An 18,034-nucleotide genomic window follows, 5' to 3' on the forward strand; every position below is an offset into this window, starting at 1 on the left:
GGGCGGAGTGACTGAACCCAGGGGGCCGCTGGAACGACTGCTCGACACCGGGCAGGAGCCGCCGGAACTCGTCGACGTCAACACCGAGGAAGTCTCGATCGCACGGGTCTACGACTACTGCCTCGGCGGCAAGGACAACTTCGCGGTGGACCGCGCGGCGTGCGAGGCCATGATGGAAGTGGTCCCGGAGACGCCGCTGCTGGCGCAGGCCAACCGCTGCTTCCTCCGCCAGGCCGTCAAGTATCTGGTGGGCGAGGCGGGCATCCGGCAGATCGTGGACATCGGGTCGGGCCTGCCCACCGCGGGCAACGTGCACGAGGTCGCGCAGGAGATCGCGCCCGAGACCCGCGTGCTCTACGTCGACAACGACCCGATCGTGCTCGCCCACGGACGGGCGCTGCTGGCGAACGAAACCACCACCACGGTGATCAACGCGGACCTGCGCCGCCCGGACGCGATCTTCGATCATCCCGAGGCGGCGCGGCTGATCGACGCCACCAAGCCGTTCGCGGTGCTGCTGGGCGGAATCCTCATGCACCTCGAGGACGAGGAAGACCCGGAGGGCGTCGCGGCCAGCATCCGCGACCGGCTGCCCAGCGGCGGCTACCTGCTGGTGTCGAACACCTGCGACACCGGTGAGCCGCGCGCCCAGGAGCTGGCCCGCGTGTTCGCCGAGAGCGGCATGGGAACCCGCTGCTTCCGCACCTGGGACGAGCAGATCCGCTACTTCGACGGGCTGGAACTGATCGAGCCGGGACTCGTGCCGAACAACCAGTGGCGTCCCGGCGACGACGTCCCCGACCCGCAGAACCCGGCGCACGCGATGCACATCGGCGGCCTCGCCCGCAAACCCTGATCACCCGGCGATGGCGCGATTTCCTCGAAGTTGAGCCGTCCCGGGACCGGCGGCGGTTTCGCGCGAAATCGGCGCCCTGCACCCGAGGCGGCCACGTCCCACGCGCGCCCGCGCACCCCTGAATTTCGGCACCGTTCGAGCGTCGTCGAGCCGTCGGCACGCGCATGCACCGCGCCACGCCGTCCTGAATCACCTGCGCGCCAAGGTATTCGTGCGCGTTCGGCGATGCCCGGACATCTCCTCCTCGAACCACGCTCAGGCTCGCCGAGTGGTGCGCGTCACCATCGCAGTTTCAGAGCACGCGCTCTGTTATGTTGGCGGCGTGCCTCGCCCACGCACGCATGACCTGGACCGGCTGCTCGACACCGCGGAACGGCTCATCGCCGAAGGCGGCCCCGAGCGGCTCACGATCCGGCGGCTCGCCACCGAATCCGGGGTGTCCAACGGCGCGATCTACCACGCCTTCGGCTCGCTCGCGACGCTGCGGGGCAGGCTGTGGCTGCGTGCCGCGACCGAATTCCTCGAACTGCAGAAGGAACTCGTCGACGAGGCGTTCGGGGAGCTGCCCGGCCTCGACGCGGCGGTGAACGCGGTCGCCGCCGCCGCCGACACCCCGGCGGTCTTCGCGAACCGGCGGCCGGCCGCCGCCAGGATGCTGATGACCGTGCGCCGGGACCAGCTGCTCGGCCCGGGACTGCCGACGGAACTCGCCGACGAGCTCATCGGCCTCGACCGGCGGCTGGTGTCGCTGATGCGCCGCCTCGCGCAAGCGCTCTGGGACCGGCGCGACGGCCCTGGCGTCGACGTGATCACCACCTGCGTGGTCGACCTGCCGACCGCGCTGTTCCGCCGGGAACTGACCGCCCCCACCGCGGACGGCACCACGCAGATCAGCGCCGACGCGCGCCGCCGCCTCGATGCGGCCGTCCGCGCGGTCCTCGCCTTCCCGCCGCCCGACCGGCGTGAAAGACCACGCACATCCTCCGGAAAGGACTGACCATGCCCGAGCTCCGCGAAGAGGACGACGTCTACGTCCTCGACCTCGGCGACGACGAGAACCGCTTCTCCCCGGAGTGGCTGAAGACGGTGCACTCGCTGCTGGACACCGTCGTCGACGCCCCGTCCCCCGGCGCTCTCGTGACCACCGGGCAGGGCAAGTTCTACTCGAACGGGCTCGACCTGGACTGGCTGCAGAACAACTACGACCAGCTCGACTCCTACCGCACGGAGATCCACGAGCTGCTGGCCCGCGTGCTGACCCTGCCGGTCCCCACCGTCGCCGCGATCAACGGCCACGCCTTCGGCGGCGGGGCGATGCTGGCCCTGGCGCACGACTTCCGGGTCATGCGCGCCGACCGCGGCTACTTCTGCTTCCCCGAGGCCGACATCAACATCCCGTTCACGCCCGGGATGGCCGCGCTCATCCAGGGCAAGATCACCCCGGCCGCGGCGGTCGCGTCGATGACGACCGGCCGGCGCTTCGGCGGCGATCAGGCCCGCGACCTCGGCCTGGTCGACGAGACCGCGCCCGAGGCCGACGTCGTCCGCACCGCCGCGGAGATCGTCCGCCCTCTTGCGGGCAAGGACCGGGCGACCCTGAGCGCCATCAAGTCCACGATGTTCGCCACCGCGGTCGCCGCCCTGCGCGCGCCCGCGCAGTAGCGGGAGGTCCCCGAGGAAGCCATGACCGGATTCGACGTCGTCTTCATCAACGGAACCGTCGGCGCGGGCAAGTCCACCCTCGCCGAGGCGATCGGCGAGCTGGAGGTGCGGGCGGGCCTGCCCCACGCGCTGATCGACCTCGACCACATCCGCCAGTGCTGGCCGAGCCCCGCCGACGACCCGTTCAACCACGCGCTCGAACTGCGGAACCTGCGCGACCTGGCCGCCAACTACCGGCGGGCCGGCGCGCGGCACCTGATCGTCGCGGGCGTGATCGAGCAGCGCTCGGCCGTCGCCCGCTACCAGGCGGCGCTGGGTTCGACGGCGATCCTGCTGGTCCGGCTCGTCGTCGAACCGGCCGTCGCCCGCGACCGCCTCCGGCGGCGGCACGCCGACGACGAGCCCGGCCTGCGCTGGCACCTGGATCGCACGGCCGAACTCGCCGGGATCATCGACGCGGCCGGGCTCGACGACGTCGTCCTCGACTCCTCGCACGAGCCGCCGGCGGTCCTCGCCGAGAAGGTCCGGACCGCCGCAGGCTGGTGATTCCCCAGCGGCTAAAGGGATTCGCCGTCAGGTGCCGCCGTCTCCAGCAGCCGGCCGCCGGCGAGCCGGAGCCAGCGATCCACGCCGATCTTCGCGAGGAACCGCTCGTCGTGGCTCACCACCACGAACGCGCCCTCATACGCCGTGAGCGCGCTCTCCAGCTGCCCGATGCTCAGCAGGTCGAGGTTGTTGGTCGGCTCGTCGAGCAGCAGCAGCTGGGGCGCCGGCTCGGCGAACAGGACGCAGGCCAGGGTGGCGCGCAGGCGCTCGCCGCCGGAGAGGACACCGACCGGCAGGTGGATGCGGGAGCCCCGGAACAGGAACCGGGCGAGCAGGTGCATCCGCTGCGCCTCGGGCATTCCCGGCGCGAACGCCGCCAGGTTCTCCAGCACCGTGCGGTCGAGTTCCAGCAGGTCCAGCCGCTGGGACAGGTAGGCGACGCGCCCGTCGGCCCGCTTCGCGCTCCCCCCAGATGGCGCCAGATCACCGTTGATCACGCGCAGCAGGCTGGACTTCCCGGCGCCGTTCGGCCCGGTCAGCGCGATCCGCTCGGGCCCCCGGATCGCGAGGTCGACGCCGTCGCCGGCGAACAGGGCCCGCTCGCCGCGGTGCACCTGCAGCCGCTCGCCGAGGAAGACCGTGCGCCCGGCCGGCAGGTTGGTCCCGGGCAGTTCCAGCGTGATCCGCTGCTCGTCGCGCAGTGACCGCTCGGCATCGTCGAGCCGCGCCTTGGCATCGCTGAGCCGCGCGGCGTGCGTGTCGTTCGCCTTGCCCGCCGATTCCTGAGCGCGCCGCTTCAACCCGCCGGCGACGATCTTCGGCAGCCCGGCGCTGTCGATGTTCCGGGCGGCGTTGCTGGCCCGGCGCTGCGCTCGTTCGCGCGCCTGCTGCATCTCCCGCTTCTCGCGCTTGACCTCCTGCTCGGCGCTGCGGATGTTCTTCTCCGCGACCTCGCGCTCGGCGCGCACCGCCTCCTCGTACGACGTGAAGTTCCCGCCGTGGAAGCGGACCTCTCCCCGCTCGAGCTCGGCGATGCGGTCCATCCGGTCGAGCAGCGCCCGGTCGTGGCTGACCAGCAGCAGGCAGCCGTTCCAGTCCTCGAGCACGTCGTAGAGCTTGCGGCGCGCGTCGCGGTCGAGGTTGTTGGTCGGTTCGTCGAGCAGCAGCACGTCGGGCCGCTTCAGCAGCTGCGCGGCGAGGCCGAGGGAGATGACCTGCCCGCCGCTGAGCGTGTGCAGGCGCCGGGTGAGCGAGACGTCCCCGAGGCCCAGCCGGTCCAGCTGGGCGCGGGTGCGCTCTTCGATGTCCCAGTCGTTGCCGATCGTGGTGAAGTGCTCCTCTCCGGCGTCCCCTGACTCGATCGCGGCCAGCGCGCGGAGCACCGGGGCGATCCCGAGGACCTCGGCCACGGTCGGATCGCCGAGCAGGGGCAGGGTCTGCGGCAGGTAGCCGAGCACGCCCTCGGCGGACGCGGTCCCGGCGCTGGGCCGGTACTCGCCGGCGATCAGCTTGAGCAGCGTGCTCTTCCCCGCGCCGTTGGGCGCGACCAGCCCGGTGCGCCCGCCCCCGACGGTGAACGACAGGTCCTGGAACACCGGGGTGTCGTCGGGCCAGGAGAAGGACAGGTTGGAGCAGATGATGAATGCATCGGACATGCGAGAACCCTCGTGGTGATGCGGGCACGCCTGGGCGCCCGGCAGCTGAGAACGGGACGACAAGATCGCCACGCGGCGGCTGCGCTCCCGCGCGCCCACCGGCGGCCGTTCACGTCCGGGCATCACCCGGAGATGTCGTCGTCACCAACCACGTCTGGTCTCCCTTGCTCCGATCGGAGTCACCGTAGCAAACGGCTTCCGGCCCGATCGAACGGTTTTCCGGCGAGCCGCTACCTCAGCCGTGCTCGGCCAGCCACCCGACCGTGAACTCGTGCTCGGACTCGAGCAGGCCGCGCACCTCGCCGGCGAAGAGGCCCTCCAACTTGCCGCCGAGCAGCGGAATGGCCACCTTCACCTCGCCCTCGACGACGAACTCGCAGGCCGGACCCGCGGGCAAGGCGCGCAAGCGCTGCACCGCCGTGATCGAGCGCGGCATCACCAGGGCTCCTGCCGTCACCTCGCCCGAGAAGCTCCCGTCGGCTTCGCGCCGCCACTCCTCGGCGCGGTCGATCGCGAGATCGCCGCCGACGACGGTGCGGGCGATCGCCGGAACCGCTTCGGCGCGCACGCCCTGCCGGATCCGGAACCGCGCACCGGTCTCGGTCGCCTCGTGCTCCAGCAGTTCGTTGTCGCCGCCGAGCACGCGCAGCCGCTCGCGGAGGTAGTCGGGGTCGATCAGCACGGCGAACACCCGAGCGGCGGGCCACTCGTAGGTGCTCCGGTACTCGATGCGGCGGGTCATGCGGGGAGGTTACTGCCGATTTCGCGTCGCCGCGGTGATGATCCGGTGTCGCGCGAGCGACCAGCGCGCGTCGGCTCCGGGACGGCGTGTCCTCAGAGGACGCTGCCGGCCGGCCTTCGGCCGTCCAACGTGATCGGTTCGCGGGAGTTCGGTTAATTCGGTGGCACTGCTGGGGAAAGCCCGCGATCATTGCCGGGTCCAGTCGACCGGGAGTCAGGAAGAAAGATGTACGCGGCAGTCGAAGGCGCAAGGGTACCGATCCGGATGTGGGCAGACCCGCAGTCCGTGGAAGACGCCGCCATGCGCCAGTTGCACAACGTCGCCAACCTGCCGTGGGTGCACGGCCTCGCCGTGATGCCGGACGTGCACTACGGCAAGGGCGCCACCGTCGGCAGCGTGATCGCCATGCGCAACGCCGTGTCCCCTGCCGCGGTCGGCGTCGACATCGGCTGCGGGATGAGCGCGGTGCGCACGTCCCTGACGGCCGCCGACCTGCCCGATGACCTCGGCGTCCTGCGGCGGCGGATCGAATCGGCCGTGCCGGTCGGCTTCGCCATGCACCGCACGCCGGTGAACCCGGCGCGCGTGCCGGGCGTCGGCGGGTGGCAGGAGTTCTGGTCCGCCTTCGGCGACCTGCACCCGGGCGTGCAGAGCCTCCAGGACCGGGCGCGGGCGCAGGTCGGCAGCCTCGGCGGCGGCAACCACTTCATCGAGGTCTGCCTCGAACAGGGCGGCCCGGACGCCGACCGGGTGTGGCTGATGCTGCACTCCGGTTCCCGCGGCATCGGCAACGAGCTGGCGAAGCGGCACATCGACATCGCCCGGCGCCTCCCGCACAACGCGGACCTGCCGGACCCGGACCTCGCGGTGTTCGTCGCGGGCACCCCGGAGATGCAGGCGTACCGCCGGGACCTGTTCTGGGCGCAGGACTACGCGGCGCGCAACCGGGCCACGATGCTGGCGCTGGTGCAGCTCGCGGTGGCGGACACGGTGCCGGGCACCAGGTTCGACACGCCGATCTCCTGCCACCACAACTACGTGGCGGAGGAGCGCTACGACGGCGTCGAGCTGCTGGTCACGCGCAAGGGCGCGATCCGGGCGGGCGCGGGTGATCTCGGCATCATCCCGGGCAGCATGGGCACCGGGTCCTACATCGTGCGCGGCCTCGGCAACCAGCGGTCGTTCGAGTCGGCCTCGCACGGCGCGGGCCGGCGCATGTCGCGGACCAAGGCCCGGAAGACCTTCACCGCCGCGGACCTGGAGGCGCAGACCGCGGGGGTGGAATGCCGCAAGGACGAGGGCGTGGTGGACGAGATCCCGGCCGCCTACAAGGACATCGAGTCGGTGGTCGCCGCGCAGACCGATCTGGTGGAGGTGGTCACCCACCTGAAGCAGGTCGTGTGCGTCAAGGGGTGAACGACCGGGGGCCTCGGCGCTGCCGAGGCCCCCGGCTTCCCCGAATCCGCTGGTGAACCCGGCGGTGACGCGGATTCCGCCGAGTGGCCCGGGTGGCGGCGGGCTGGTCTGATCGCGTGATGGACGTGGCTGCGGATCCGGGCGTTGCGACCCGGTGGGACTGGCGTTCGGTGCTCTGCTGGTCGTTGTGGGGCTGGGGCTCGGCGGCGTTCAACACCGTGATCCTCACGTTCGTGTTCACCGTGTACCTGACGGGCTCGGTCGCCGACGATCCGCAAGGCGGCTCGGCGGCGCTCGGCGTCACGCTCACGATCGCCGGGGCGTGCATCGCGCTGGTCGCGCCGGTGACCGGCCTGCGAAGCGACGCCGGCGGGCGCCGCAAGAGGTGGCTGGCGGTGCACACCGCGCTCGTGGTGGCCTGCACCGCAGCGTTGTTCTTCGTCCAGGACGACTCGGTGTACCTGCTGCTCGGCCTGGTCCTGGTCGCCGCGGGCAGCGTGTTCGTGGAGTTCGCTGGCGTGAACTACAACGCGCTGCTGCTCCAGGTCTCGACGCCCGCGACGATCGGCCGCGTCTCCGGATTCGGCTGGGCGATGGGCTATTTCGGCGGGCTGATCGCGCTCGCGGTGGTGTTGTTCGGCTTCGTGCAGCCCGAAGCCGGCCTGTTCGGCGTGACCTCGCAGGACGGGCTGAACATCCGTGCCGTGGCGCTGTTCGCGGCCGCGTGGTTCGCGCTGTTCGCGCTGCCGGTGCTCCTCGTCGTCCCGGAAGCACCCGCTCTCGCGGGTCGGACGCATCGGTCGTTCCTGGGCAGTTACCGGGTGCTCGGCCGGCGGATCGCGCGGATGTGGCGCAGCGACCGGCAGACGCTCGGTTTCCTGGTCGCCAGCGCGCTCTACCGGGACGGCCTGGCCGCGATCTTCACCTTCGGCGGCGTGATCGCCGCGGGCACCTTCGGCTTCGGCCCCGGCGAGGTGGTGGTCTTCGCCATCGCGGCGAACCTCCTCGCCGGGGCCAGCGCGTTCCTGGGCGGACGCGCGGACGACCGGTTTGGCCCGAAACCCGTCATCGTCACGGCGCTGTCCGGACTCGTCGTGGTGGGATCGGCGCTGGTGGTGCTGCCCGGCAAGCCCGCTTTCTGGGTGTGCGGGCTGCTGCTGGCGGCCTTCCTGGGACCGACCGAATCGGCCAGCCGGACCTTCCTCGCGCGCATCGCCACCCCCGGCCGCGAAGGCGAAGCGTTCGGCCTCTACGCCACCACCGGTCGGGCCGTGAGCTTCCTCGGACCGCTGGCGTTCAGCGGCTTCATCGCGATCTTCGGCACGCAACGCGCGGGCATGGCCGGGATCGTCCTCATCCTGGTGCTCGGGCTCCTGGCCGTGCTGCCGGTCCGGGCACCCGAAGCCACCGCCGAGCGGTCTTGACGCCGGGACCGCTCACGACTTGTCCGCGGCCAGGAATTCGGCGATGAGCCGGTGGAATTCGCCGGGCCGGTCCAGCGGGAGCAGGTGCCCGGCTCCGGATACGGCCGCCGCCCTCCCGCCCGGCGCCGCCGCGGCCGCCTGCCGGACCTCCCGATCGCCGACGAGCGCATCGTCCGATCCGCGCAACCACAAGCTCGGCACGGCCAGCCGCCCCAGCTCCGGCAGGAAGTCCAGTCGCATGCCGAAGGGCCCGTAGGCGAGGATCTGCCAGTCGTCGAGCGCCTTTTCGCGATGGCGGGCCTTGGCCTGCGCCTCGGCGCGGGCGAGTTCGACGATGCGGTCGAAATCCTCGGTGGCCGCACCGGCGGCGAGACCGCGCACCATCGACCGGCGGATCATGGTGGCGGAGTTGGCCAGGTACCGGCTCGACGCGCTCAGCAGGCCGGGCGTCCGCAGCGCCAGCCAGGTGGCGAGTTGCGCCGGGCGCCGGGCGCCGATCCCGCCGGGTGCTGAGAAGACCGCGCGGGCAACGCGTTCCGGGTGGTGCAGGCTGAATCCGAGCGAGATGCCGCCGCCCATGGAATGCCCGACCAGGGTGACCCGTTCGATGCCCAGGTGGTCGAGGAGCCGCTCCACGATGAGCTCGCACAAATCCTGGTCGACCGTCCGCTGCCACGGCCGGCTGCCGCCGTGCTTCGGCAGGTCGATCGCGTAGACGCGGTGCGTGCGGGCCAGCGCCGGGAGGACGCGATGCCAGAGCAGCTCGACGGTGTCGAGCATCGCCCCGTGCAGCAGCAGGACCGGTTCGCGGTCCTCGGCGCCCGCGGCGTACAGCCGCACCGGGCCGCCGGCGAGTTCGAGATCGGAGACGGTGGCGAAGCCGGTCATGGCCGTCCCTCCTGGCCGGTGCCGAGCTGCTCGGTCAGGCGGCCGAGGAGCAGCAGGTGGGCGTCGGTCGCGGCGGATTCGGGCGGGCGTTCCAGGCCCCGCTCGACGAAGGTGATCACCACGTCCACCGCCGCCGCGAGCTGATCCCGGGTCAGCGGCCCGAGCATGGAGTTCGCCGACAGCAGGCCGATGGTGAACGACGAGAGCGCGAGGGAAACCGCCTCGGGCCGGGCGTCGGTCGCCAGCGATCCGGCCTCGTGGAGGGCTTCGACGTAGTCGGTGATCCAGGCGAAGCGCTGCCGGTACCGATCGCCGCCGACCGCGCGGGCGTGGGAGCCGAGAACCGCCTCGTCGTCGAGGAACGCGGCGGTCATCAGCGCATCGTCGAGCAACGCCTCCAACCCGAACCGGTAGACGGTGCTCAGACCGACCGGCGCGGGCGCCGCGACGACGCGTTGGCGCACCCGCTCGACCAGGCGACGCATGCACCGGGTGAGCAGGGCGTCCATCAGCTCGTGCTTGCCGTCGAACTCGCGGTAGATCGCGCCCTTGCCGATCCCCGCTCGGCGAGCGATCCGCTCGACGCTCACGCCGTCGAAACCGTCGCGCAGCACCAGATCCTCGGCGGCGTCGAGGATCGCGCCCACTCGGTCGGGGATCAGCGGTCGCGGCACGGGACCACCTCCGGGCTCGTAGTGACCGAGATCAGATATGTGGTCACTATAGCCCGCCCGGCGCGGTTAACGATTTGCCTTCCGGCCCGCGAACGCGAAAGGGTTGCCGCGTGGCTATCCGGTTCCCGCTGATGAGCGCCCGCCTGCAGGTCCGCCCGTTCCGGACCGAAGATCACGCCGCGATCCACGAGGTCTACGGCGATCCCGAGGTGATGCGCTACGTCGCGTACGGGAACGCGGCCTCGGCGGCGGAGAGCGCGGCGATGGTGAACGACTACATCCAGCACCAACGCTCGCACGGCTACGCGTTCTGGGCCGTGATCGAGCGCTCGACGGGCGACCTCATCGGCGACGCCGGATTCGAGGCACACGGGGACGGCGCGGAGTTCGGCTACACGCTGGCGCGCCGGCGGTGGGGACACGGCCTCGCCACCGAGGTCGGCCACCTCTGCCTCGCCGCGGCGTTCGGCCAGCTCCACCTGCCGGAGCTGACTGCGGTCGTCGACCCGCGGAACCCGGCATCGGCGCGCGTGCTCGACAAGCTCGGATTCCGGTTCCACGGCGAATGCGTCGAATACGACAGGCCGCACCACCGGTACCTGATCATCGCCGATGACCGGCGGCGCCGCGCGGCGTCCGCGCAGCACTTTTCCGGCTTTTCGGGGCACTTTGGGGAACATCCTCGCGCGAATTGATCGAAAATTGATCGAAAATTGATCGCGAATATCCGACGTCAGCGCGATCACCCCAGATCAACAGCCTCGATCATTTTCTCAAAATCATTTTTCGACAACCTCGAATAATTGATCTCCAAAGCGTTCAGATCATATTTGCCGGACGATCTGGCTAAATGGACGATCGTCGCCTCACGACGCAATCCAGCGGTGACGATCTGTGACGATTCTCCCTGGTTTCGCGGCGTCGATCGACGACCAACGGGGTGATCGGGGTGCTACATCGGTGTCGATCTCACCTTGCGTGAAGAGTATTCCCAATTGGACATATCAACAGCACCACGATCGTATGATCATGCATTGCTGCCGCTGCCAACCCGAATGACCGTGCTTACCGTTACGAATAGTCGCCTTCAGATCTAGCGAGGCGATCGGGGAAAAGATCTCGGATGCGGGATTCTCGCTCGAATGATCAAAGGGAGGCTCGAGTGTCCTCAACGCTTGTTCGCCTTGGCGGGATCGCCGCCTTTGTGTTGGGCACGTCGATCGGCCTGACTCCTGTGGGGAACGCCGAAGGGAATTTGGCGAAGCCACCGCTGGTGTCCACGACCGATGACCAGTGCGAAAACTCGGAAGACTGCCTGCAGCCGCCGGAGTGCAAACCCGAGGACTGCCTGAAGCCGCCGCCTTGCTTCGAGAACTGCCCACCGGAGGAGGTCAAGCCGCCGGTCGAGCAACCTGCCCTGCCGCCTGCACCGCCTCCGGCGCCGCCGGCACCGCCGGCCCAGCAGCCGGCAGCACCGCCGCCGGCCCAGCAACCGGTCCAGCAACCGGCGCAGCAGTCGCCTGCGGCCAGGCCGACCTCGGTCAGGCCGCAGCCGACGGCCAAGCCCGCCGTTCCGATGAAGCCGCAGCAGCGACCGCAGGTCGAGCAGCGGCCGGTGGGCGCAGTGCCAGCGGGTGGCGGAGCCACGGCACATGACGAGTCCGGTGTCGCCGGCCCGCTGCTGGCAGCCAGCGGTGCGGCGGCCGTCGCCCTAGCGGCCGGTGGCGCTTACGCGCTCCGCCGCCGGAACGCCGAGTCCCGGCGCTGACTCGAATCGGAATGGTGGTGCGCGCTTCGAGGAGCGCGCACCACCATTCCCCGCGAAGGCCCGCGATCGGCGCGGGCACCGGAAACGGCGGAGGTGGGAGCATGCGGGCCCCGGTTCTGGCCATGTGGTGCATCTTGCTGGTCACTGCGGCCGGCTCGGCGTTCTTCGGCCCGGCGGACGCAGATTCCACGCCGCCGCCGATCGCGGCCGCCGGACCGGTCCCACCCGGACCGGTGACGGCGGCCCCGGGCGATCCCCACCCGACCGGGATCGCGATCCCGGCCATCCGGGTGGCGTCGACGCTCGTCCCGCTCGGCCTGAACGGGGACGGCACGGTGCAGGTTCCCCCGATCGAGAAGCCCGGGCAGGCGGGCTGGTACGACGGCGGGCCCGGCGCGGGCGAGATCGGCCCCTTCGTCGTGCTCGGCCACGTCGACTCCTACACCGAAGCCGGCGTGTTCTACCGGCTGCGCGACCTCCGCCCCGGTGACCAGATCCAGGTCGACCGCCGGGACGGGTCGCGGGTCACCTACGTCGTCGACCGCGCCGAACGGTTCGCCAAGGACCGGTTCCCGACCGAGGCCGTGTACGGCGACGTGGCTCGCCCCGAGATCCGGTTGATCACCTGCGGCGGGAACTTCGACGAGACGCGCCGCAGCTACGAGGACAACCTGGTCGTGTTCGGCCACCTCGTCTGACCGTCGGCCGGTTCGAGCTCACCAGGTCACGGGGACGTGTTGCGGGCCAGCGTCCAGGAAGACCGCCCGCCACGGCAGTTCGTCGGCCGGAGTGGCCAGCCGAAGATCGGGGAAGCGCGAGGTGAGCGCGGAAAACGCCGTCTGGAGTTCGATCCGCGCCAGCGCCGCGCCGAGGCAGTGGTGCGGCCCGTGCCCGAAGCTCAGGTGCGGATTCGGGTGCCGGGTGATGTCGAACCGCTCCGGATCGGGGAAACGGGCGGGGTCGCGGTTGGCCGATTCCAACGAGACCACCACCTGCTCGCCGGCTTCGATGTCCACGTCGCCGAGCCGCACGTCCGCGTGTGCGATGCGCGGCACAGCCTCGGCGTTCCGCCCGGTCTGGTACCGCAGGACTTCCTCGACGGCCGGCGCGACCAGTTCCCGGTCGTGGCCCAGGGCGGCGTACTGCCCGGTGGTGAGGAGCAACGCGGTGCCGATGCCGATCGCGTTGGCGGTGGTCGCGTATCCGGCGATCAGCAACGCGATGGCCATGGTCGCCAGTTCCGGCTCGCTGAGCCGGTCGCCATCATCTTCACGGGCCGCGATCAGCGCGCTGAGCAGATCCGCGCCCGGGTGCGTGCGTTTCACGGCGACCAGGCCCAGCACGTAGTCCTGGAGTTCCGCCCACGCTTCGGCGCCGTCCGGGGTGACCGGGTTCAGGGCGACCATCGCGTCCACGCGGTCGCGGAACGGATTCCGGTCCGCTTCGGCGATTCCGAGCATTTCGCCGATCACGGTGATCGGCAGCGGGACCGCCAGCGCCTCGACCAGGTCGACCGGCCCGCCGCGCAGGGAAATCCCGTCCAGCAGCGACGCGACGACTTCGCCGACCCGGGTTCGCAGCGTCTCCACGTAGCGAGCCGTGAACGCCTTCGACACCAGGCTTCGGAGGCGGCCGTGCCCCGGCGGGTCCTGGAACAGCGAATCGTTCGCGCCCGCTCCGCCCGGCGGTTCGAGCCCGAATCGCGGGTCGCCGAGCACGGTCCGCACATCGTCGTAGCGGGTTACCAGCCAGGCCGGACCGACCCCGGCCACGTCCACCCTGGCGACCGGTGACCGCTCCCGGAACTCGGCGTACTCGACGGGCGCCCCGAACGCGTTCGGGCGGGCGAGCGGATACCGATTCGCCGACATGTCGTCTCCTCTCGCGCGGCCGTGCCACGCCCCCGGCGCACGGCTGTACCGTCATCGGGACGGTATTACATAGTGAATAGGGTACACAATATGGCCAAAGAACCATCCGTGGAGCCACTCGCCGCGCTGGGCAGGTTGTGGGATGTGGCGCTGCTGCTGGCCGACGACGTCGAGCGCGGTCTCGCCGAGCGCGGCCTCACCAGGGCGCGCGCGAACCTGCTCTGGCAGCTCTACCAACGCGGATCGTCGACCCAGCGGGACATCAGCCGCGCGCTCGGGGTGACTCCGCGCAACGTCACCGCCCTGCTCGACGCCCTCGAGGACGGCGGCTACGTCACCCGCGGAGCGCATCCGACGGATCGGCGGGCGACGTTGGTCGACCTCACCGACGAAGGACGCACCGCGGTCGCGACGATGCACGCCCAGGCCGATCAGGCGGCTGCCGACCTGTTCGGCGACGTCGCCGCGGCGGACCTCGCGACTTTCCTCCGCCTGCTCGACCACGTCGGCCTCCGGCTTCGTTCCCAAGCCAGCACGACGGGCAGCTGAACCGAGCGCCGAGTGCCGATGGGCTCTATTCCGGCTCCTCACATCTGAGCCACGCTTGGGCACGGACTGGTGAGGGGTGCTCCACCGTGCCGTTCGAGAACCGCAGGGACGCCGGCCGCCGGCTGGCTCAGCAGTTGCTGCACCTCCGCGAGGCGGACGCCATCGTGCTCGGGTTGCCGCGCGGCGGCGTGCCAGTGGCCTACGAGGTGGCCCGGGCGCTGCGGGCACCGCTGGACGTGATCGTGGTCCGCAAGCTCGGCGTCCCCACCCACCCCGAGCTCGGCATGGGCGCCATCGGGGAAGGCGAAGTGCGCATCATCAACGACGAGGTGCTGTGGAAGACCGGCGTCAGCGCGAAGCAACTCGACGAGGTGGAACGGCGCGAGCGGGTCGAGCTCGACCGGCGCGCGAGGCTGTTCCGCGTCGACCGCAGGCGCGTGGACGTGGCCGGGCGGACGGCCATCGTGGTCGACGACGGGATCGCCACCGGTTCCACCGCGCACGCCGCCTGCCGCGTCGCGCGCGAGCAGGGCGCCGCCCGCGTGGTGCTGGCCGTGCCGGTGGCGCCGCCGCACGCCCTGGAACGGTTGGAAGAGGTGACCGACGAGCAGGTCTGCCTGGAGACACCGGGCTGGTTCATGGCGATCGGCCAGTGGTACCGGGACTTCACCCAGACCTCCGACGCCGAGGTCGTCGAGCTGCTCCACGACACCGACCGACCGCGTGACGAGGAGACCGCCGATGACGGATGAGCACCTCGCATGCTCGCGGCGCGAATTCCTGGCCCTGGCCGCCGCCATCGCGGTGCCGCTGCCAGGGTGCGCGCAGCAGGGGGAGCTGGGAGGGGTGCCGCCGTGGATGCTGACCCCGGACCCGAAGACGGACCCGGATCTGGAGCGCGACGTGCGGATCATCCACGATCTCCTGGTCCACCACCAGGAGATCGCACGGACGGTGGACCACTACTCCTACGGGGTCCGGGCCACGACCACCAGCGCCAACCGGGACGTCGCCGCGAACCTCCGCACCCACGTCGAGCGGATGCGGTGGCGGCTGGCGCGCGGCGACGCGATCCGCCAGCTCGACCCGCTGTTCGCGGAGCTCTTCGAGCACCACGCGCAGATCGACCTGCAGGTCGAGCCCCTTCCCGACGGCGTGCGAGTCCTGGAGACGTCGTCGGATCCGCGGGTGGTGATGCTCCTCCGGCAGCACGCGGTGGCGGCGGTGTCGGAATTCGTCGCCACCGGAATGGATCGCGCCCTGCGCCCCACTCCCCTGCCACCCGGCTACTCGGACTAGCGACACCTTCCGCAGCCCCTCGCTGGCAGTGCCACCTGGCCCCGGTGCCGCGAAGTGTCCTATTCGGATTTTCTCAACGTTGTTGCGGGCTCGGAGGAATCGTCTGCCAGGCACTCCGCCAGGAACCTCTTCAGGCCCGACCAAGGCATGTCGAGCACGCAGAGCCCGCCGAAGCAGAAACGCCGTGGCAGACCAGCACCGTCGGCGCGGGAGCGGGTATCGCCCCGCTGGTCGGCAACGCGCCTTCGAGCGTGGCGGTGCGCCACTTGGCGGCGCTATCGCTGCCGGGACGCGCCGGGAGGTGTGTCCGCTCGCGGCGGAGCAGTCTCCGGAATCCGTTGCTCATGGGGCGAATCGCTGTTCTGGCGCGGCAGCAGGAGCGGCGTGCCGAGGATGAGCACCCCGGCGATCGCGATGGCGACGCGGGGGCCGGTGACGGCGGCGAGCAGCCCCCAGAGGAACGTCAGCGCCGAAACGGTGGCGCCGCTGCCGATAGACCACGCCGCCAAGGTCCGGGCGACGCTGCCGGAATCGATGTTCTCGAGGCGGTACGTGGCGAAAACCGGGTTGAAGACGCCCATGCTCGTGATCAAGCCGAACTCGATCCCGATGACGAGCAGCAGGCCCGGCGGGCCGGGCGGCACGAACGCCAGGCCCACCGGCCAGCACACGGCCGCCGTGCCCGCGGCGAGCATGACCCGGTGCTGCCCGAACCTCGCGACCAGGGGCCTCGCCAGCCGCGACCCGACCAGGCCGCCGATGCACGGCACGCCGAAGGCCAGGCCGTACTGCCACGGCGCGTAGCCCAGGTCGCGGAGGAGCAGGACCGCGAGCAGCGGGACGGGCGCCATGATCAGCCCCTTCACCAGGCTGTTGTTGAAGAACAGCCGCAGCAGCACGGGATGCCGGAAGATGCAGCGCCAGCCCTCGACGACGTCGCCGGCGCGGAACCGCGATCCGCACCGCTCCGGCGGTCGCTCCCGCCCGCTGATCGCGCGGATCCCGAGCGCGGAGAGCAGGTAGCTGGCGGCGTTGAGCACGACGGTCGTCACGGGGCCGAGCGCGCCGATGGCGAACCCGCCCAGCGGCGGACCGATCGCGGTCGCCGTCCACGTCGTGGACTCGAACCTGCCGTTGGCCGCCAGCAGGTCGTCGGGCCGCACCAGTGCCTTGAGGCACGCGCCGCTCGCCGCGGTGAACAGGATGTTGGCGGCCGCCACGAGCACGGACACGACGACCAGCTGTGCGAAGGTCAGCACGTCGAACGCGTAGGCGGCCGGCACGGACATCAGCACCGCGAACCGGACCAGATCCATCGCGATCATGACCGGCCGCTTCCGGTGGAACTCCACCCACGGGCCGAGCGGCACCGCGAGGACCGCACCGACCGCCAGGCCCGCGGCGGCCAGCGCGGAAACCTGCGTCGTGCTGCTGTGCAGCACCAGGACGGCGATGAGCGGGAACGCGTCGAGCGCGAGCCAAGTGCCCGCCGTGCTGACCGCGTACGCCGCCCACAACCAGCCGAAATCCCGCCCCAACGATGCACCGCGCTGCAACACCGCCGCCTCCGAAAACCGCGTGCCGACCGCATAGATCAAACCGCTCGGCAGCGGCCGCGGTGCAACCGGTACCCCGGAGCGCCACGACGGGTGGTCGGGCGTCCTCATAGGACGATCTGGCGGAGCTCGGTGGCTCGACCCGGGCACGACCGGTGCATGCGATGCCCGCGCTCGGGGAACCCCTGTGGCGGACGGTCGACCGAGCTCAGGAGGACGCCGTCATGGGTATTCTCAGCTGGATCCTGTTCGGGCTGATCGCCGGGGCGATCGCCAAGTTCATCCTCCCCGGCCGCGATCCCGGCGGGATCATCGTGACCATCGTGATCGGCATCGTCGGCGGGTTGCTCGGCGGGTGGGTCGCGACCAGTGTGACCGGTGGTGCGGGAGTCACCGGTTTCAACCTGATGAGCTTCGTCTGGGCCATCATCGGTTCGGTGGTCCTGCTGCTGATCTACCGGCTGATCTTCCACCGCACGCGCGCCTGACCGCGCCCGGCCGAGGTCAGGCGGCGAACCGGGCGAGGCGGTCTTCGAGGTCGTCACCCGCATTGGGCAGGCGGAACGACGGGGGCTGGAGCATGCCGGGGTTGCGGCCGTCGACCGCCTCCTGCAGGAAGTCCCGCACCAGCCCCGGTTCGGGCAGGATGTCCTCGCCCATGAACTCGATGGCCGTGGTGTCCCCCCAGCCGTCGGTCTCCACCCGCAGGGCCCAGCCGCTGACCTCGTCCCAGGTCAGCAGGAGTGGGCAGTCCACGAGGGTGGGCACCTTGGAGTGCACGAGGATGATCGCCGTGGCCAACCCGCTCTCGAGGTCCACGTCGACCTCGTAGACGTCGTCGCCGAGGTCGCCCGCCACCGTGCGGACGTAGTTGATCAGTCCACCTGCCGCCGGACTCGTCATGTCCATGGTTTCCCCCTGAACCAGAACAGCGCTCCGCTGTTGTCCTGGGGTAACCGGGCCGCCGGCGCCGCAGACCGCCCGATGGCATGAATTCCACCCGCGTCGATCTAGCGACGCGATGCGCAGCGGTCCATTACGCCCGCCACGCCGATGGTTTGTGGTCCGCGGTTGCGGGAACTGCTAGGTCGGGTGCGGCCACGACGGGCGCAGCCCACGCCGCGCGCG

Annotated in this window: 20 protein-coding genes; 13 read left to right on the forward strand and 7 right to left on the reverse strand. The window is 70.9% G+C overall.

The window, feature by feature from the left end:
- Window positions 1-7 precede the first annotated feature (7 nt).
- The 4 genes from ACWEV3_RS22080 to ACWEV3_RS22095 all read left to right on the forward strand — a co-directional run bounded on the left by ACWEV3_RS22080 (window position 8) and on the right by ACWEV3_RS22095 (window position 3,064).
- On the forward strand, window positions 8-856 hold the full coding sequence (locus ACWEV3_RS22080) for an SAM-dependent methyltransferase (RefSeq protein WP_452615708.1): 849 nt from the start codon (window positions 8-10) through the stop codon (window positions 854-856).
- A 322-nt stretch (window positions 857-1,178) separates the two neighbouring features.
- Entirely contained in the window at window positions 1,179-1,853 is a 675-nt protein-coding gene (locus ACWEV3_RS22085) for a helix-turn-helix domain-containing protein (RefSeq protein WP_452615709.1), read from the forward strand.
- Between the two features lie 2 nt (window positions 1,854-1,855).
- Entirely contained in the window at window positions 1,856-2,518 is a 663-nt protein-coding gene (locus ACWEV3_RS22090; protein ID WP_452615710.1) for an enoyl-CoA hydratase/isomerase family protein, read from the forward strand.
- A gap of 21 nt (window positions 2,519-2,539) precedes the next feature.
- Window positions 2,540-3,064 (forward strand): AAA family ATPase, encoded by a 525-nt coding sequence (locus tag ACWEV3_RS22095; RefSeq protein ID WP_452615711.1) that lies wholly within the window; start codon window positions 2,540-2,542, stop codon window positions 3,062-3,064.
- 11 nt (window positions 3,065-3,075) lie between these two features.
- Here the strand turns inward: ACWEV3_RS22095 and abc-f are convergent, their stop codons facing one another.
- Entirely contained in the window at window positions 3,076-4,719 is a 1,644-nt protein-coding gene (gene abc-f, locus ACWEV3_RS22100) for a ribosomal protection-like ABC-F family protein (protein ID WP_452615712.1), read from the reverse strand.
- A gap of 235 nt (window positions 4,720-4,954) precedes the next feature.
- Window positions 4,955-5,461: a DUF2505 domain-containing protein gene (locus ACWEV3_RS22105; protein ID WP_452615713.1), complete on the reverse strand. Its 507-nt coding sequence runs from the start codon at window positions 5,459-5,461 to the stop codon at window positions 4,955-4,957.
- 225 nt (window positions 5,462-5,686) lie between these two features.
- Here ACWEV3_RS22105 and ACWEV3_RS22110 point away from each other — a divergent pair, with 225 nt between their 5' ends.
- Window positions 5,687-6,877 (forward strand): RtcB family protein, encoded by a 1,191-nt coding sequence (locus ACWEV3_RS22110; RefSeq protein ID WP_452615714.1) that lies wholly within the window; start codon window positions 5,687-5,689, stop codon window positions 6,875-6,877.
- Between the two features lie 119 nt (window positions 6,878-6,996).
- A complete protein-coding gene (locus ACWEV3_RS22115) occupies window positions 6,997-8,301 on the forward strand; it encodes an MFS transporter (protein WP_452615715.1) in 1,305 nt (434 codons plus the stop codon).
- A gap of 12 nt (window positions 8,302-8,313) precedes the next feature.
- On the opposite strand, the gene ACWEV3_RS22120 is transcribed toward ACWEV3_RS22115, so the two are convergent.
- Both ACWEV3_RS22120 and ACWEV3_RS22125 read right to left on the reverse strand, forming a co-directional pair.
- Window positions 8,314-9,189, reverse strand: a complete 876-nt coding sequence (locus ACWEV3_RS22120) for an alpha/beta fold hydrolase (RefSeq protein ID WP_452615716.1) — start codon at window positions 9,187-9,189, stop codon at window positions 8,314-8,316.
- Window positions 9,186-9,863 (reverse strand): TetR/AcrR family transcriptional regulator, encoded by a 678-nt coding sequence (locus tag ACWEV3_RS22125; RefSeq protein ID WP_452615717.1) that lies wholly within the window; start codon window positions 9,861-9,863, stop codon window positions 9,186-9,188. The genes ACWEV3_RS22120 and ACWEV3_RS22125 overlap by 4 nt, the downstream gene beginning before the upstream one ends.
- 110 nt (window positions 9,864-9,973) lie before the next feature.
- Here ACWEV3_RS22125 and ACWEV3_RS22130 point away from each other — a divergent pair, with 110 nt between their 5' ends.
- From ACWEV3_RS22130 to ACWEV3_RS22140, 3 genes are all read left to right on the forward strand, one after another.
- Window positions 9,974-10,558, forward strand: a complete 585-nt coding sequence (locus tag ACWEV3_RS22130) for a GNAT family N-acetyltransferase (RefSeq protein ID WP_452615718.1) — start codon at window positions 9,974-9,976, stop codon at window positions 10,556-10,558.
- Window positions 10,559-11,136: 578 nt separating this feature from the next.
- The gene (locus tag ACWEV3_RS22135; protein WP_452615719.1) at window positions 11,137-11,631 is read left to right on the forward strand and encodes a hypothetical protein; all 495 of its coding nucleotides are present in this window, start codon (window positions 11,137-11,139) and stop codon (window positions 11,629-11,631) included.
- 101 nt (window positions 11,632-11,732) lie between these two features.
- On the forward strand, window positions 11,733-12,329 hold the full coding sequence (locus ACWEV3_RS22140) for a class F sortase (protein ID WP_452615720.1): 597 nt from the start codon (window positions 11,733-11,735) through the stop codon (window positions 12,327-12,329).
- A gap of 18 nt (window positions 12,330-12,347) precedes the next feature.
- On the opposite strand, the gene ACWEV3_RS22145 is transcribed toward ACWEV3_RS22140, so the two are convergent.
- Window positions 12,348-13,502 carry a cytochrome P450 gene (locus tag ACWEV3_RS22145; protein ID WP_452615721.1) on the reverse strand — a complete coding sequence of 385 codons (1,155 nt, stop codon included), beginning with the start codon at window positions 13,500-13,502 and terminating at the stop codon, window positions 12,348-12,350.
- 90 nt (window positions 13,503-13,592) lie between these two features.
- Here ACWEV3_RS22145 and ACWEV3_RS22150 point away from each other — a divergent pair, with 90 nt between their 5' ends.
- From ACWEV3_RS22150 to ACWEV3_RS22160, 3 genes are all read left to right on the forward strand, one after another.
- Window positions 13,593-14,051, forward strand: a complete 459-nt coding sequence (locus ACWEV3_RS22150; RefSeq protein WP_452615722.1) for a MarR family winged helix-turn-helix transcriptional regulator — start codon at window positions 13,593-13,595, stop codon at window positions 14,049-14,051.
- Window positions 14,052-14,137: 86 nt separating this feature from the next.
- Window positions 14,138-14,803: a phosphoribosyltransferase gene (locus tag ACWEV3_RS22155; RefSeq protein WP_452615723.1), complete on the forward strand. Its 666-nt coding sequence runs from the start codon at window positions 14,138-14,140 to the stop codon at window positions 14,801-14,803.
- Window positions 14,793-15,350, forward strand: a complete 558-nt coding sequence (locus tag ACWEV3_RS22160; RefSeq protein WP_452615724.1) for a hypothetical protein — start codon at window positions 14,793-14,795, stop codon at window positions 15,348-15,350. The genes ACWEV3_RS22155 and ACWEV3_RS22160 overlap by 11 nt, the downstream gene beginning before the upstream one ends.
- Window positions 15,351-15,625: 275 nt before the next feature.
- On the opposite strand, the gene ACWEV3_RS22165 is transcribed toward ACWEV3_RS22160, so the two are convergent.
- Entirely contained in the window at window positions 15,626-16,906 is a 1,281-nt protein-coding gene (locus ACWEV3_RS22165; RefSeq protein ID WP_452615767.1) for an MFS transporter, read from the reverse strand.
- A gap of 224 nt (window positions 16,907-17,130) precedes the next feature.
- On the opposite strand from ACWEV3_RS22165, the gene ACWEV3_RS22170 reads away from it, so the two are divergent.
- Window positions 17,131-17,394 carry a GlsB/YeaQ/YmgE family stress response membrane protein gene (locus ACWEV3_RS22170; protein ID WP_452615725.1) on the forward strand — a complete coding sequence of 88 codons (264 nt, stop codon included), beginning with the start codon at window positions 17,131-17,133 and terminating at the stop codon, window positions 17,392-17,394.
- 16 nt (window positions 17,395-17,410) lie between these two features.
- Here the strand turns inward: ACWEV3_RS22170 and ACWEV3_RS22175 are convergent, their stop codons facing one another.
- Entirely contained in the window at window positions 17,411-17,815 is a 405-nt protein-coding gene (locus ACWEV3_RS22175) for a DUF6292 family protein (protein ID WP_132479793.1), read from the reverse strand.
- Between the last annotated feature and the right edge of the window lie 219 nt (window positions 17,816-18,034).

The sequence above is a fragment of the Saccharopolyspora sp. NPDC003752 genome (genome assembly GCF_053605825.1).